Genomic DNA, 16,211 nt, shown 5'->3' on the forward strand with positions numbered 1-16,211 from the left:
CCCTACTGTTTCTGTCTGCATTCCTATAAGGACACAGGGGTTAAAAACTTATCTTCTCCGGCACGGAAAATTGCTTTCCCCCTGGACCCGTATCCGTTGTATAAGGACTTAGTAAACAAACTTCTCACATCGACGCTCCGGCAGACCGAATTGGCAGCAGAAAGTCATTTTTTGTTGAAACATCCGCAAAAACCGACAATTGCCCCTCGTCGATATCCGTGTGGAGTGGGCGGACTGGAGGCGTAACAGTGGGTTCCGAGCGCTGTTTGCCCCGGCGTTCGATTGTAAATTGACGCACAGTTTGCCCCAATTCGAGAATGACCGTGTGGAGATCGCTGCTGTTTAATGCAGACTGGTGTGACATTTCTGCACTCATTCGCGATGCCGCACCGCAGGCATCCAGTACGCCGGCCATCACGTCCAAGGATCGCGCCTGCTCAGCGGTATCGCCAGCCAAAGTGGCCACCGACTGATTGATATCCACCACCTGGCCAACAATGCTGGAAATCGCATCCTGCGTTTTGTTGACCATTTGCACTCCGGCATCGACCTGGCTCTTTGTGGTCGCCACAAGCGCCTTGATTTCGCGCGCCGATTCAGCCGAACGCTGTGCAAGTGCACGAACCTCTTGCGCCACCACGGCAAAGCCACGACCGGAATCTCCAGCCCGCGCAGCCTCGATACCGGCATTGAGCGCAAGAAGATTGGTCTGGAAGGCTATTTCATCAATGGAGCCAATTATATGACCGATCTGCTCAGCAGATGCCTCGATATCGGCCATGGCCGAAATGGCCTTGCCCACCACTTCGCCACTTTGCTCAGCCGCCATAACGGTGCGCCCAACTGCCTCTTCGGTTGTTTTCGACTGGGCGGCACTGCGGCGCACATTATCTGTCACCACGCGGAGGTCAGCATTGGCCTGATCGAGATTGGCCGCCGCCTCTTCAGCACGCGCGCGTAGCTCTTCACCCTGACGTGCGAGGCTTTCGGTTGCGGCATCCGCCTTTTCCCGGTGGCCATTCATCGCCGAGATTGCCGAACAGATGCTGTCGAGGGCGTTGTTGAATGTCGTGGCAAGTTCCCGGTATTCTTCCGGCACGTCGGTTTTTAGCCGACAGGTCAGATCGCCTTCCGACAAGGCGTTAAATGTTTCTTGAAACAGCTCTTGAACGCTTGCGCGCTCACTGCGACGCAGTTCGCTCAACTCGCGATGATGCTTGAGGCGCAGCTCATTGAAGCGAAGAGAAACGGAAATTTCAACGTCGACCATCACAAGGCGTATCAGCGCGCGAACGAGTTCCTGTAGCTCTGCTGTGCGCTTGCGCGACGATGGAAGAAGGCCACGGCTGGCCAGATCCTGAAACACCGACACCACAAGATGCTCAAGAACCACACCGTGACCGGCAATCTGCCAGCGGGGGTCCAGCCCCATGCGGCTCTGGGTATCGGCCAGCACCTTCACCCGCTCGGCATACAGCGGATCAAAACGCGCATCGGTCATCACCTCCCAATGGGAGATGTAAAGGTCGTGCAATCGATCGATTTGCCGCTCGGACGAAAACTGTCTGGCCGCATCCGGCGCTGTTTGAAAGCGATGAAAGAGATCTCTGATCCCGGCCTCGACATCGGCTTCCAATCCTGGGCGATAGCGACGCAGCAAATCGCGTGTTTCAGCATCCAGCCCGGCAAAGTTCAGCCTGTCACGCAAGCTTCCCGCCTGCGATCCCCCCGAACGCTCTGCCTCACCCTGCTGAACCAATTGCCAATCCCCTTCAGATCACCCCTTTCAAAGGGCAGATCATATTGCTGCGCTCAGATTCTTTCGCGCACAGCGTAAGCCGTGCTTTGCTCAAAGAAACTCTGCATTGGAGATACCGGATCGAAACCGGCACGCGGGACTGGCATCATGCCCATGGGGACGTCAAGCGCCCATTTCCAACGTATCTTGCTAATCTTATGGTTAATTTATTGATTGAAGGTTAATAATTTTTACGGTTTATTATCATTTATTACCGCGATTTGCCGTCAGGGGCAATCTACCCAGCATCGCAAACACGTCATATTTGCCGCTCACCGGAGGGGCACTCCAGCTTGGCGCAAGATTAAGTTGTGCTATAGTGCTCATAGACGGCATGCATGTCGAAAGGTGGAGCAATGATTGTTCTTGGAGTGGTTGCCGCAGTGTTGGCGGCGTTTACAATTTTGACGGTTTCGGTGAGCGAATTGCGCAAACCCGTAAAACTGTCCAGACCGATATTTTAACCTTCGGCTTGAACAGCCGTTGTTGCGCGGCCCGTTTCTGCGCACGACCATGATCCGCATCGAAATGCGGTGGTATCCATTTAGGCACGTGGCGTTTGTTGTACGTCGCTTTCGTTGTGCACAGCATCCCAAAGACATGATGCAGCAGATTGCTGCATAACGCACTCTTTATGTTGTGTAATTTTATTATAAAGCCACACATGGTCTGAATAAGCTGGCGAAGGCGCACCGTGCATCCGGCAAAGCGGTGGTGTAAGTTGCTTGCTGCCCGCCGAATTCCGCTGTAGACGCTAGGGACCAAATAATCTGATGCGCAGCAGCACACAGCGTCGTGCATTTTGTCAAACGCGCCACGCCATACAGCCGTGAAAAGATTGACGCATCAGACATGAAGCAGTCACGCGCCGGATAAATTGATGAGCACCGTCACCACCTCACCACGCAGAATCACAATTTTGGGATCCACGGGTTCCATTGGCACAAACACGCTGGACGTGGTTGAGCAATTGGGTGGACCGGCCAATTTTGACATCATGGCCCTGACCGGCAATGGCAACATCGAGCTTCTGGCAAGCCAAGCCATTGCCGCGCGCGCCAAGCTGGCGGTCACTGCTGATGAAAGCCAATATATTGCCCTGAAAGATGCCCTCTCAGGCCATGGCATTGACGTGGCCGCCGGTGCCAGCGGCCTTCAGGAAGCAGCAAGCCTTGAAGCCGACTGGGTCATGGCCGCGATTGCGGGCACAGCTGGACTACAGCCCACATTGACGGCGGCGGCGCGGGGGGCGGATATCGCTCTCGCCAATAAGGAATGTCTTGTTTCTGCAGGCGATCTGTTTCTGGATACCGTCAAACAGGGTGGCGGCAGACTGATTCCTGTTGATAGCGAACACTCTGCTATTTTCCAATGTCTGGATGAAAACCACCGCGACACGCTGGAGCGCATTGTGCTGACCGCCTCAGGTGGGCCATTTCGCACCTTCAGTCGAGCCCAAATGGCCGATGTCAGCGTCCAGACGGCACGTGCCCACCCCAATTGGTCCATGGGCCTTAAGGTTTCGATCGGCAGCGCTTCGATGTTCAACAAGGCGCTGGAGATGATTGAGGCCAAGTATCTGTTTGATGTCCGCCCCGATCAGATTGAAGTGATTGTCCATCCGCAATCCATCATCCATTCCATGGTTGGCTACACCGACGGGTCCGTGATTGCACAGCTCGGCGTGCCGGATATGCGCACTGCCATAGGCTATGCCCTGACCTATCCCAAGCGTGGACCATTGAATGTGGATCGCCTTGATTTTGCCAAGCTGGCACGGCTGGATTTTGAGGCACCCGATGAAACCCGCTTTCCTGCCATCCGCTTGGCACGCACGGCATTGGAACGCGGCGGCCTGCAAGGTGCCGTGCTGAATGCTGCCGACGAGGCGGCCTTTGAAGCCTTTGTCGATGAGAAAATCCGCTTTCTCACCATGGCAGAAATTGTTGAAGAGGTGATGGACGCGCTCTCCGGGCTGGCACCGGCAAAATCCATTGCCGATGTCTTTGCCGCAGATGCCGAGGCGCGCAACCTTGCCCATACATTGATCAAGACGAAGACACGCGCAGCCTGACCTTTTGCATTTGACAGGATGCAAGGTATGGCAAACCTTTTCTTACAACGTCGTGCGCCCAATATGGCGCACGACGTTGTAGCACTTTTAAGCTGCTGGATAATTTTCTTCTTAAATCCACTCCGATTTAAGGACTTATGCAGTGGAGAAGGAAAAGGGTATCGCCACTCAGCAGAGGTCTTGGTAAATCACACGGCGCAACTGTTCCGGATATTCACCAATGCAGGCATTCATTGCGGTATTGGTAAAGCTTACGCCTGTGAGACCATGCGTGCGGTCGATGAACCAGGTGTGGCCATAAATCCCGCCCCATTGCAGCGCGCCCACCGACATAACCGTATTGGCCTCATCCGGGTTGGCAACAATGGCACCAAAAAAGCCAAATCGCATGCCCTTGTGCTGCACCGCCATCTCAAGATCACCAATCTGGTTGGAAAATCCGGCTTCAACCGTTGCCTTTGACAGGATTGGCCCACCATCATTGGCCAAAGCTTCGAGCAATTTCAACATGTCACCCGCCGTGCCGGCCATGCCTGCACCACCAGATTGATAGGCTTTTGGATTGTGGATTCGCGAAGGCGAAAAGATTGTCTGGCCGAAAGACTCGCTGCCAACCGGACAAGGGTCCGTCATCCGCCGCGGCCGCGGCGTGTCATCGGCATAGGGCACGGCAAGGCGGCTCTCGTCAGTGACGCTGAATCGGGCATCAACAATACCCAGCTTTGAATTGACATAGTGATCAATGGCGCTTTGCAGACTGCCTCCATGGGCCGCTGCAATCACCGCGCCCAACACATCCGTGCCGCAGGAATAAAGCCATTGCGTACCCGGCACAAAGGCAAGCGGAATAGCATTGAGGCGACTGAAATTTTCCTCAAAACTGAGATCCGTATTGCCAAGGCCAAGATTGACGGCCCGATCCGGCGGTAAGCGCTCAAGCTCTGGATCATAAGACAGACCAGAGGTGTGAGTCAGCAGATGGCGAATGGTGATCGCAGCGTCCTGACCATCCGGGGTTTTCGGATGAAACCACGGAATATAAGTCCTTGCGAGATCATCAAGGGCGAGCACGCCACGCTCCACCATGGCAAGGCAGGTGGTTGCCACAAACGGCTTGGTGCAGGATGCATAGCGAAAAATGCTGTCCAGGGTAACAGGCTTTTTCGCCTCTCGATCCGCCAGACCGGCGGCATGCTGCACCACTGGCTGCCCATTTTTGTGTACAAGCACAACAGTGCCGACAATCTCTTCACGGGCGACCGTATCATCGATAAAACGTGCTATATTTGCGATATTACTCATATTTTCCTCCTCCTAAACCTCGAAATCTAGGAGGAGAACAGGCACAATGGCAAGCGCCGCGTCAAAAAATCACGCAAATATGTACACATCAGCAGGACGGTGCGGAAAATGACTGGCGTTACAGCGTCTGTCACCCAATATGGTGCACAAAGGACGCTGTCACAGTTTCAGTCTACTGAATAATTTTCGACTTAAATCCACTCCGATTTAAGGAATTATGCAGTCGAGTCAGCCAGGTCCAGATTGAATCAGACAAACTTTCCAATGCTTCCATTTCGCTTGTCTGATCTGAAAAGCCGGATTCCAGTTTTCTTTCCAAAACTTTAGGCAACGGCCCTTGCCAGCGCACAGCGCGACCACAATTGGTGAAGTGCTCCGACCAGATGATCAAGATCTTCATCCGAATGCAGCGGAGTCGGCGTAATGCGCAAACGCTCGGTTTTCTTCGGCACCGTTGGATAGTTGATTGGCTGAACGTAAATATTGAAATTATCCAGCAGGATATCCGAAATCCATTTGCACTTGGCCGCATCACCCACAATCACCGGCACAATATGGCTTGGGTTTGGCAAATGCGGAATACCACGGGCATCCAGCATGGACCGCAGACGGCGCACCCGCTCCTGATGGGCAAAACGCTCGATCTGGCTGGATTTCAAATGCTGAATGGAAGCAACCGCCCCCGCAGCCAGAGATGGCGGCAGAGCGGTGGTGAAGATGAAGCCGGAGGCAAAAGAGCGAATAAAATCGCACAGAGCATGGGACGCGGCAATGTAACCACCCATCACGCCAAAGGCCTTGCCGAGCGTGCCTTCGATGATAGTCAGGCGATCCATGAGCCCTTCACGCTCGGCCACACCGCCGCCACGGGGACCATACATGCCCACGGCATGAACTTCATCCAGATAGGTCATGGCACCATATTCATCCGCCAGATCACAGATCTCCTTGATCGGCGCAATATCGCCGTCCATGGAATAGACGGATTCGAACGCAATCAGTTTGGGGGCCTTGGGATCGGCAGCCTTGAGCTTTGCTTCAAGATCTTTCAGATCATTATGCTTCCAGATAACCCGCTCGCATTTGGCATAGCGAATACCTTCGATCATCGAAGCATGGTTCAAGGCATCAGAAAAAATGATCAGGCCGGGAATTTTCTGGCCGAGTGTGCCAAGCGTTGCCCAGTTGGAAATATAGCCGGAGGTGAAGATCAGCGCCGATTCCTTGCCATGCAAGTCAGCAAGCTCTTGCTCCAGCCGCACGTGGTAGTGATTGGTGCCTGAAATATTCCGGGTGCCGCCAGCACCCGCGCCACAGTGATCAATGGCGTTCTTCATCGCATCGACAACAAGCTCGTTTTGGCCCATGCCGAGATAATCGTTCGAACACCAGACTGTCACGTCATGGGAGCCATTTTCCGTATATCGGGTCGCGCGGGGAAAGCTGCCACGCTGGCGCTCAAGATCGGCGAAAACACGGTAACGGCCCTCTTCATGCAGGCCACCCAGTTCGCTCTTGAAAAACGCTTCGAAATCCATTGCGCACGCTCCAATCTATCCATCTCTCTTTTGAGAGCCTTCGGGGCGGCGGTCAACCCCTTTTGTAAAGTGATTCTAAACTGCGACAAATCGCGCCGGAGATCAACCATTAAGTGCGTACGCAAATAAAGCACCCAAAGATAGTACCATCCTTGATCACAACCAAACAGGATTAAGCCCCCAACGCTCAAACGACTACCGGATCAGCACATCTTCTGACTTGATCTACGTCAAATTCGGCACCGTCTGACGCAAACATATTAAACGCCGCATGTTAAAATGCCGCTACCTCGGCAGGAAAAGCGAAGAATTTCAGCCAAGCCTTAAACATCATTCATCCCAGCGCGTATTGCCCTATTGCATCATTCCCTAAACCGGAGTGGATTTAAGGCGAAAATTACCCAACAGATTTAAAGCGTTACAGCGTCCATTTTGCACCATATCTGGTGAGAGGCGTTGCAGGTTAAAACCACCCAAAAAAAATCAAAGCCCATAGAAAAAATACCGTCTGTCGGCGTGGACTTCGCGCAAAGCCGCCATATCTTTTTACTGAAAGCGCAACAGATGGATTTCTATATATTGCGCTCGATCCAACAGCAGGACCTGAGTATGAAGCATGACGGTATCGTTCATCAGTGCATTATGGTGACACTCTGAAAAATTTATAACAACCCCATCACTTTACCTTAAATCCAACCCGATCTAGGTTAGAGTGTGGCAAAATGCTGTCATGCAGGGGCGAGCATTTCCGGGCGACCGGACCGATCAAATGTGGAGATGATCATGAAGAAGGCAATTATACTGTTACTTGCGGGGCTTTCGGTTGCGGGTTGCTCGCAAACTGAAAAGGGTGCAGGCATTGGTGCAGCATCCGGTGCCATCATCGGCGGCCTGGCAACCGGCAACGTGCGCGGTGCAGCGGTCGGTGCGGCCATTGGTGGTGTGGCTGGCGCGGTTATTGGCAAGGTGAGCGAACAGCCAGGCCAGTGCTACTATCGTGACCGTTACGGTCGTCGCTATGTGGATGCTTGCCCAAGCAACTATTAATCACACGACATGTTTCAAACCCGGCGCATCGCGTCGGGTTTGAAATTTTAAGACGCGATTTGCGCCAAAACGTTACACATCTGTAAATTTCCTATCTATAGTGTGGAGGAGGATGCTCCTACAGCATGTGCCGGTTTGGGTTTGCCGGGGCTGTGGGATTGGCAACACAATGTGAGGAATTCAAGCTCTGTTTACAGCAGGTGAGTCGATATTGCCGGATTTGCGTATTGGGTTTCGGAGATCAGCGCGTCTGTTGGTATGTGCCATAGGGGCGGCCGCATGTCTGCATCCGATGCAGGCCCATGCCTTCACCATTTTCGGCCTTACTCTATGGGGTGAAAACAAAGCTGTAACTGATGTCATTGACCCAGTGCGTTACGACGTCACCTTCCATACACCGCAGGCATCCAAAGATTTGAAGAATGCACTGGAGAACAGCTCCATGTTGCTTCAGGACAAATCAAAACCGGTTTCGGGCGATTTGGGCGTCGTCATAAAGGCCAACGAAGATCGTGAGCGCCTGCTGGCAACCCTTTATGAGAATTCCTACTATGGCGGTGTGATCACCATCACCATAAACGGCACCCCGCTGGACAGTTTGCCGCCCAATCCCACATTTTCCCGCAACACGCCGGTGGCCGTTGATGTCACTGTCGAGCCGGGGCCGCTGTTTACACTTCGAGACGTGCGCTTGACCGATGATGCGCAAAATCTGAACCCTGCGACATATGATCTTGTTGTCGGAAAACCGGCGGGTTCGTTAGCGATCATCAAGGCTGCCAACAAGATGCTCGATGACATCAAGGCCAACAGCCAGCCACTTGCCCAGATTGCCAAGCGCGATGTGGTGGCAGATCATGCCAACAATACGATTGATGTCACGATTGCCATCAAATCTGGTCCTGTTGCCCCGCTTGGCCCGGTCACGGTGTCGGGCAACAAAGCGGTGAATGCCGGATTTATTCAAAAATATTCACGCCTCAACGCAGGCCAGCCCTATAAGCCCGAAGACCTGCGCAAAGCCACGGATCGGCTGCGCAAACTTGGTGTTTTCTCGTCAATCACGGTCAATCAAGCCGATAAGCTCGATGCCAATGGCGCAATTCCGCTCGATATTCGAGTGTCGGAAGCCAAGTTCCGCTATTTCGGCGCGGGTGCCACCTATTCCACCATCGATGGAGCCGGGATTCAGGGCTATTGGGGCCATCGTAACCTGTTTGGCCGCGCCGAATCGCTGCGGGTGGATGGCTCTGTCAGCGGATTTGGCAAAAGTGCAGGCGGATCGGATCTGGATTATGCGGCGGGCATCAGCTTTGCCAAGCCCGGCTTTTTGCTGCCCTCTGGCACATTGGATGCCAGCATCAAAGCAGCGACCCTGAGCACAGATTCCTATAATACCGACACCATCACCGGTCGGCTTGGCTATTCCTATGAGCTGACCGATGTTGATACCGTATCGGTCGGCACGTCCTTGCAATTTGCGAGGGTCAACGATGCCTTTGGCCGCAACAATTACCTGACCTTTTCTGTTCCGCTCGATTATGCCCGCGACACGCGCGATGATAAATTGAACCCTACAGAAGGTTATCACGCCACGCTGAGTGCCGCACCCAGCTACGAATTCCGAAACGGAACGATTTTTTCAAACGCCGAAGGCTCCATCTCGGGCTATTATGGTCTGGGCATGGAAGATCACGTGGTTCTGGCTGGCAAGCTGGCGGCGGGCACCTTGTTCAGCAACGGCGATCTGGTGGATATTCCCGCCAACCGGCGCTTTTTCTCTGGCGGTGGCGGCTCCGTGCGCGGCTACGCCTATCAGGGCATTTCGCCCAGAAACAGCGCTGACAAGGCAACCGGCGGCCTATCCTATGTCACGGCATCTGTTGAAGCGCGTGTACACATCACCGACAGCATCGGCCTCGTGCCATTTCTGGATGTCGGCACTGTCTCAGACAGCCAGGTGCCCGATTTTTCCAATATCAAGGCGGGAGCGGGCCTCGGCCTTCGTTATGCCACACCCTTCGGCCCTATTCGACTGGATGTGGCTTTGCCGCTCAATCCCTACCCCAAAGGCGACAAATACGGCATTTATGTCGGCATTGGGCAAAGTTTCTAAAGCTTGTGCGGAAAATCCGATCTTCCGGACAAGAGAAAGCGACGTGCAGATATGAGCCAGCTCAAGATCTTCCTCTCAAGCCTCGGCCGATATTGCGTCTATGGCCTTTGCATCATCGCGGGCCTTTTTGCCATCGCGTTGACACTGGTTGGCACCACGCAATTTGGCACACGCTTTGTGAGTGATCTTGTCGCCTCGCTTGTTTCAAAACCCAACAGAATCGTGGCAATCGACAATGTCAGTGGTTTGCTGGACGGCCATTTGCGGGCTGGCCGCATCACGATCTCAGATGCCAACGGCACCTACGCGCAGGTGAATGATCTGGCGATCGACTGGTCGCCTCTTGCGCTGCTGTCCAAGCGTTTTGCGGCGTCAGACATCGAGGCAAGATCCGTTTCCGTCACCCGCGAACCGCTGCCAACAACGGAAGAGGCACAAACCAGCACAGAATCGCAGAATGGCTTTTCGCTGCCGCTGGCCATCAAGATTGACCAGGTGTCTCTGCCAGAAATCCGTCTGGGAAGCGCATTGCTCGGCCATGAACAGGTGCTGGCATTGAACGGCAATATCAACGCCAATGACCAGACCATTGACGGCAACATCAATCTCAACCGCCCTGACCAACCAGATGCAACACTCCGGGCAAGGCTGGCCTATGCGCCGGGAGAAAACCGGCTGGATATCAACGCCTTGCTGCGTGAACCAAAGGGCGGCATGCTGGTGAAACTTCTCCAGCTCGAAGACAGCCCGGCATTGGATATTACCCTGATCGGCGGTGGGCCGCTCAATGACTGGAAGGGAACCCTTCAGGCCGCCCTTGATGGCACGCCACGGCTTGAGGTGGACGCAACCCATCGTACGGACGCGGCTGGCCAACGTGTGACCGTGATTGGCTCTGGTGCGTTTGATAGCCTGTTGCCGCCGAATTTCCGTGGACTTTTTGCTGGCAAAACCCAAATCGACATTGCCGCCCACCGCGCCCAAGATGGCGCGATCACGGTGGAGCGCGGCAAGATCGACACCAACAGTCTGTTTTTCAATGCCCATGGCACCTATGATGCCAAGGGCAACAACACACTAAGCGCCACCCTCACCGCAAAAAATGGCTCAATTCCCTTCAACTGGCCACTGGAGCAAGGCCGCCTGACCGCACAGATTACCACCGTGGCCCTCAGCCTGACCGGGGCGGCTGAGGCTGCCAAGATCATCACCAAAGCCGAGGTGAAAAGCCTGTCCCTGCCGCAAGGCACGTTTGGCAATGTGACGCTTGATGCCACCTCCAATGCCTTCAACCTCACCAATGGCACCGGCACGCTGGCGAGCGTGTTGCGCATCGGACAAGCACAGTTGAGCGATGAAAATCTGGCGCGCGCGCTACAGGCACCCCTGACCATCAAAGCCCCCATTGCCATCACCCGACAGCAGATTTCAGCCGCACCGCTGACCATTGAGAGCCCCAGCATTGGCGGCACCATTGATGCCAGCTATCAACTGGCACAGCAGCAGGCCGATGCCCGCTTCACATTGTTTGCGGCACCAGGTGCCCTGCCCGCGCAATTTGCCAGCAAGTTGAAAGACATGGTCAGGCTGACGGGTGAAGCCAGCTATTCACCAACCAATGGCGTCGATATTTCGAGTTTTTCGATCGAGTCCAACCTGTTGGCGGCAAAGGGCAGCGTCAGCCTTGCCCGGCAGGTGCTGACAACTCAGATTTCCGGCACGCTCAACGATCTGGCCGCCTTGCAGGCCAACACCTCTGGCACAGCAGATTTTAGCGTCAATGCCAAAGGCCCGTTGGATGATTTGCAAGCCGATGCGAACATAAAAATTGCCTCCGCCAAGCTGGCTGGCCGCAACCTTGCTGACTTTTCAATGCAAGCCGATGCAACATTGGCAAAAAATTCGCCTGCGGCCACTCTATCGGCCAAGGGCACGCTGGATGGAAAGCCTGTCGATGCCAACCTGAAGCTGACCTCAAAGGACGGCACGACTGCGATACCGGAGATGGTGCTGACGGTGGGTGCCAACCATTTGCAGGGTGCCCTCACCTTTTCAAAGGCCTTTTTGCCGACGGGCAAGCTGGATTTCACCTTTCCTGATCTGGGCCTTCTCGCAGCCCTTGGCGGACAAACCGCTTCTGGTGATCTGAACGGAACCGTCACACTTGCAGAGCGGGGCGGCAAGATCAGTGCAAATATCGCGGCCAAAGGCAGCGCGCTTCGCACAGGTACGGTGACAATCAATGCCCCAGTTGTTGCACTCAAGAGCGAGGATCTGCAATCCTTGGCGGTTGAAGGCACAATCAAGGCCGAGCGCATTGATGCGGGCAGCGCACTTTTGGAAAGCCCTGCCCTGCAACTAAGCAGAAACGGAAACCGCACCGACATCGACCTCAGTGGACGATATGATAATGCCCCGCTCACGGGCAAAACCACGATTACGCAAGACGGTGGACGTATTGCCATCAGCCTGCAAAGCTTTGCAGCAGCACCAAGGGGCATCGCCGTTACACTCGCAAAGCCTGCGGCGATCCTTGTTCAAAACGGCAATGTCACCATCGATACGCTGACAATAAAAGCCGGCAGCGGCACGCTCTCGCTCAAGGGTCGCGCAGGCGACACACTCGATCTGGCCGGCGAGATTAAAGCCTTGCCAGCCTCTCTCGCCAACAGTTTCAAAGCCGATCTGGATGCGCGCGGCACACTTTCCGGCACCGTCAGCGCCTCGGGCAAAAGCTCGGATCCCAAAGTCACCTATGATCTGCGCTGGAGCGAAGGCACTGCCGCCCCGTTACAGGCCGCCGGTCTGCCGCTGTTAACCGCCACTGCATCCGGTACTTACGCCGCCAACCGCCTTTCATTGCAAAGCACCGTTACTGGCGGTGGGCTGGATGTCAAAGGTGGTGGCACGCTGGACCTCAGCGGCTCCCGACCGCTGGACATGCAGTTCAACGGCAGTCTGCCGCTCACCGCCGTGCAGGGGCTGGCAACAAAACAGGGGCTGGTCACAGAGGGAACCGTGCTTGCCAATGTTCGTGTTGGCGGCACGGTCTCAGCCCCATCCATCACTGGCAATATTACGTCCAAGGGTGTTCGGCTGATTGACATCAAGCGCAACATTGCCCTCGAAGGTGTGACGGTCGATATTGCCCTCACAGGTGATCAGGCCCGCATCAACACGCTTTCGGGCAAGATTTCGGCAGGCGGCACGTTAGCTGTCACAGGAACCGTTGATCTCAAATCCGCCGACTTGCCAACCGATCTCAGCGTCAAGCTTGATCGTGCGGTCTATGTCGATGGATCGCTGGTGACATCTACGGTGAATGGCACACTGGGTCTGAAAGGGCCGTTGCTGGCCAGCCCAACCCTTTCTGGTCGTCTGACACTTGATAAGACCTCCATCACCATCCCCTCGAAATTGCCCAGTTCGATCACCCAGCTCAATATCAAGCACATTCATGCGCCTGCCGATGTGAAACGCCAGTTGGCAATTTTGCAAACCGACGATGGCTCCTCAAACAAGGACTCGACCATCGCGCTGGATCTGGTCATCTCCGCACCATCGCAGATTTTTGTGCGCGGACGCGGTATTGACGCCGAGCTGAGCGGTGATGTGACCATCAAGGGAACGGCGGCAAACCCCATAGTGTCGGGCGGCTTCACCATGCGGCGGGGCCGTATTCTCATTCTCACCAAGCGCCTTGATTTCAGCTCAGGGCAAATCACCTTTGGCGGTGGGCTGGTGCCGGTGATCAATTTCGTGGCCACCACGACCTCAGGCAGCACCACGCTGAACTCCACCATTTCCGGGGTGGCCACAGACCCGGACATTGATTTTTCCTCCAGCCCCTCCTTGCCGCAGGATGAGATTTTGGCGCAGCTGATCTTTGGGCAATCCCTCTCCAAGCTTTCACCGCTGCAAATTGCCCAATTGGCAGATGCGGTCAGCCAATTGGCGGGCGGGCGCTCAACATCGCTGTTCAACAGCCTGCGCGGTGCCGTGGGCGTTGACGATCTCGACATCAGCACCGATGCAAAAGGCAATGCACAGGTGGGTGCGGGCAAATATCTCAATGACAAGACCTATCTGGAATTCCAGCAGAGCACCGAGGGCAGCAAGGCGATTATCAATCTTGATGTTGGCCGCGGCTTCAAGCTGAAGGGCGAGGCCGGATCGGGCGGCTCCAGCGGCGGCGGGATTTTCTACGAGAAGGAATATTGATCACGGATGGATTGCGGGCTTTCCGGGGCATGGGAACATCGGCCCTTCGAAGCAGGCAAACGAGAAAAGCCGTGCAGTGAACACGCAGGTGCAGAGCACAATTGATAAAAATCCCGCTTAAATAGTGCAAGCAATTTAGATTTGAGAAACATTCTTCCGCTATAGTCAGCCTCAACAGCTATGGAGCGCGGAAATTTTTCCAAGCGTCCTAGCGTTTGTCAGGGAAAAGTGGTCACCGGTTTTCCCAGAAAGACAAACAATGGATTGAATCCGGCAGGTTCAATATGAACATGCCGGATTCCAAATAAAATACGTGATTTTTGCGTCCGGCAATGCTGGCTACGCAAAGAGCAGATAAATGGCGAAAACCGCCCGAAGAACAGAGGTTGCAGATCCTCATTCGGGCACGGACAGGCGGGACAAAGACATGGCCACACCTATAAACCCCACCAATTTCGGCGGTGAAAACCTTGAAATCATTGCGTTTCGCCTGCACGATCAGGAATTCTGCGTGAAAACCACCACAATTCGCGAAATTCGCGGCTGGGCACCATCAACACCGATTCCACACGCTCCGGCCGATGTGATTGGCGTGATGAACCTGCGTGGTTCGGTTATTCCAATCATTGATCTGGCCTACAAGCTGGGCATGCGCAGCACGGTTGCCAATGAGCGCTCTGCGATTGTTGTGGCAGAAGTACACAATATGGTCATCGGCATGCTGGTGGATCGTGTATCTGATATTCTGACCATTCCAGCCATTCAGGTTCAGCCTGTGCCGGAAGTGTCTGCCTCGTTCGACAAATCCTTCTCTGAAGGCATTATCGCCAACGAACATGGCATGATCTGCTTCCTGAACCTCGCCAAGATGTTCAAGGGCAGCGATCTGGAAGAGCTGGCCGCTTAACCGCAGAAAACACCCTCCCATTTAAGCCGCCGGTTTAGAATTCCGGCGGCTTTTTCACGTCTCCGTTTTGCTTAATCCACGTCGTCCTTATGGCTTGAACGGCTTTGGCGCGCGGCCAGCGCCCTGACGCTCCAGCATCCAGCCGGGATATTCCGCAGGCAAGGCACTGACCTCATCCAGCCGCGCCATATCCTCAACCGTCAAATGCAAATCGACAGCCTTGAGATTTTCCTCCAGCTGCGCAAGGCGCTTGGCACCAATAATCACACTGGTCACAAAGGGCTTGGCCAAAATATAGGCCAGCGCCACTTCGGCAACACTTGCATCATGACGTGCCGCAATCTCGCGCATCACCGCCACGCAATCCCAGGCGCGATCCGTATTGACCGGGGGGAAATCAAAGCTGGCACGACGACCTTCACCATTGCCCGGAGCGCCCGGCCCATATTTGCCAGACAGCAAGCCACCCGCCAGCGGTGACCAGACCATCAAGCCCATTTTCTCCTCCTGCAAAAGCGGAACAATTTCCCGCTCCAGATCACGTCCAGCAATGGAATAATAAGCCTGAACCGTCTCAAACCGGGCATAGCCCTTGCGCTCCGAAATACCCAACGCCTTGGCAATGCGCCAGGCCGCCCAGTTTGACAGGCCAATGTAGCGCACCAGATCACGCGACACGAGATCATCCAGTGCCCGCAATGTTTCATCGATGGGTGTTACCGTATCCGTAGCATGGATCTGGTAGAGATCAATATAATCAAGCTGCATCCGCTCAAGGCTTGCTTCGACCTGATCGAGGATATGCCCGCGCGAGGCACCGCGATCATTGGGCTTGTCGCCCATAGCGCCGTAGAACTTGGTAGCAATCACCACGTCCTTGCGCGGCACATTCAGATTTCGAAGCGACTGGCCCAAAATCTGCTCCGACACGCCACCAGAATAAACATTGGCCGTATCGATGAAATTGATCCCTGCCGCCAGTGAGCGCTCGACAATGGTGTCAGCGGCGGCCTGATCAACATCGGCGATCGCACCCCACATGCTGGAGCCGGCAGCGCCGAAGGTCATGGTGCCAAGGCACAGTTCAGAGACGAACAGGCCGGTATTTCCAAGCTGGTTGTAGCGCATTGTCGGTCACTCCCTTTGAGGCTGGCTTTATGGTGAAAGGTTCGATTATCCTTTCACGACCTTTGGGAATGTGATGCTGT

The 16,211-nt window shown here is 54.7% G+C and carries 9 protein-coding genes; 5 read left to right on the forward strand and 4 right to left on the reverse strand.

Annotated elements, in window-relative coordinates; genetic code table 11:
* Nucleotides 1-124: 124 nt before the first annotated feature.
* A complete protein-coding gene (locus E6C51_RS10025; RefSeq protein ID WP_190235845.1) occupies nucleotides 125-1,759 on the reverse strand; it encodes a methyl-accepting chemotaxis protein in 1,635 nt (544 codons plus the stop codon).
* A 919-nt stretch (nucleotides 1,760-2,678) separates the two neighbouring features.
* Between E6C51_RS10025 and dxr the strand changes: the two genes are divergently transcribed.
* On the forward strand, nucleotides 2,679-3,872 hold the full coding sequence (gene dxr, locus E6C51_RS10030; protein WP_190235846.1) for a 1-deoxy-D-xylulose-5-phosphate reductoisomerase: 1,194 nt from the start codon (nucleotides 2,679-2,681) through the stop codon (nucleotides 3,870-3,872).
* 168 nt (nucleotides 3,873-4,040) lie between these two features.
* Here the strand turns inward: dxr and E6C51_RS10035 are convergent, their stop codons facing one another.
* Entirely contained in the window at nucleotides 4,041-5,174 is a 1,134-nt protein-coding gene (locus E6C51_RS10035; protein WP_190235847.1) for a serine hydrolase domain-containing protein, read from the reverse strand.
* A gap of 323 nt (nucleotides 5,175-5,497) precedes the next feature.
* On the reverse strand, nucleotides 5,498-6,712 hold the full coding sequence (gene hemA, locus E6C51_RS10040) for a 5-aminolevulinate synthase (protein ID WP_190235848.1): 1,215 nt from the start codon (nucleotides 6,710-6,712) through the stop codon (nucleotides 5,498-5,500).
* A gap of 783 nt (nucleotides 6,713-7,495) precedes the next feature.
* Between hemA and E6C51_RS10045 the strand changes: the two genes are divergently transcribed.
* The 4 genes from E6C51_RS10045 (at nucleotide 7,496) to E6C51_RS10060 (ending at nucleotide 15,003) form a co-directional block, all read left to right on the forward strand.
* Nucleotides 7,496-7,759: a glycine zipper domain-containing protein gene (locus E6C51_RS10045; RefSeq protein ID WP_075641640.1), complete on the forward strand. Its 264-nt coding sequence runs from the start codon at nucleotides 7,496-7,498 to the stop codon at nucleotides 7,757-7,759.
* A gap of 292 nt (nucleotides 7,760-8,051) precedes the next feature.
* Entirely contained in the window at nucleotides 8,052-9,875 is a 1,824-nt protein-coding gene (locus tag E6C51_RS10050; RefSeq protein WP_190236023.1) for an autotransporter assembly complex protein TamA, read from the forward strand.
* A gap of 51 nt (nucleotides 9,876-9,926) precedes the next feature.
* On the forward strand, nucleotides 9,927-14,096 hold the full coding sequence (locus E6C51_RS10055; protein WP_190235849.1) for a translocation/assembly module TamB domain-containing protein: 4,170 nt from the start codon (nucleotides 9,927-9,929) through the stop codon (nucleotides 14,094-14,096).
* 427 nt (nucleotides 14,097-14,523) lie between these two features.
* The gene (locus tag E6C51_RS10060; protein WP_075641638.1) at nucleotides 14,524-15,003 is read left to right on the forward strand and encodes a chemotaxis protein CheW; all 480 of its coding nucleotides are present in this window, start codon (nucleotides 14,524-14,526) and stop codon (nucleotides 15,001-15,003) included.
* 87 nt (nucleotides 15,004-15,090) lie between these two features.
* Here the strand turns inward: E6C51_RS10060 and E6C51_RS10065 are convergent, their stop codons facing one another.
* Nucleotides 15,091-16,131 (reverse strand): aldo/keto reductase, encoded by a 1,041-nt coding sequence (locus tag E6C51_RS10065; protein ID WP_190235850.1) that lies wholly within the window; start codon nucleotides 16,129-16,131, stop codon nucleotides 15,091-15,093.
* Nucleotides 16,132-16,211: the final 80 nt, after the last annotated feature.

It is taken from the genome of Gillisella terrae (genome assembly GCF_004801395.1).
Lineage (GTDB): Bacteria > Pseudomonadota > Alphaproteobacteria > Rhizobiales > Rhizobiaceae > Allorhizobium > Allorhizobium terrae.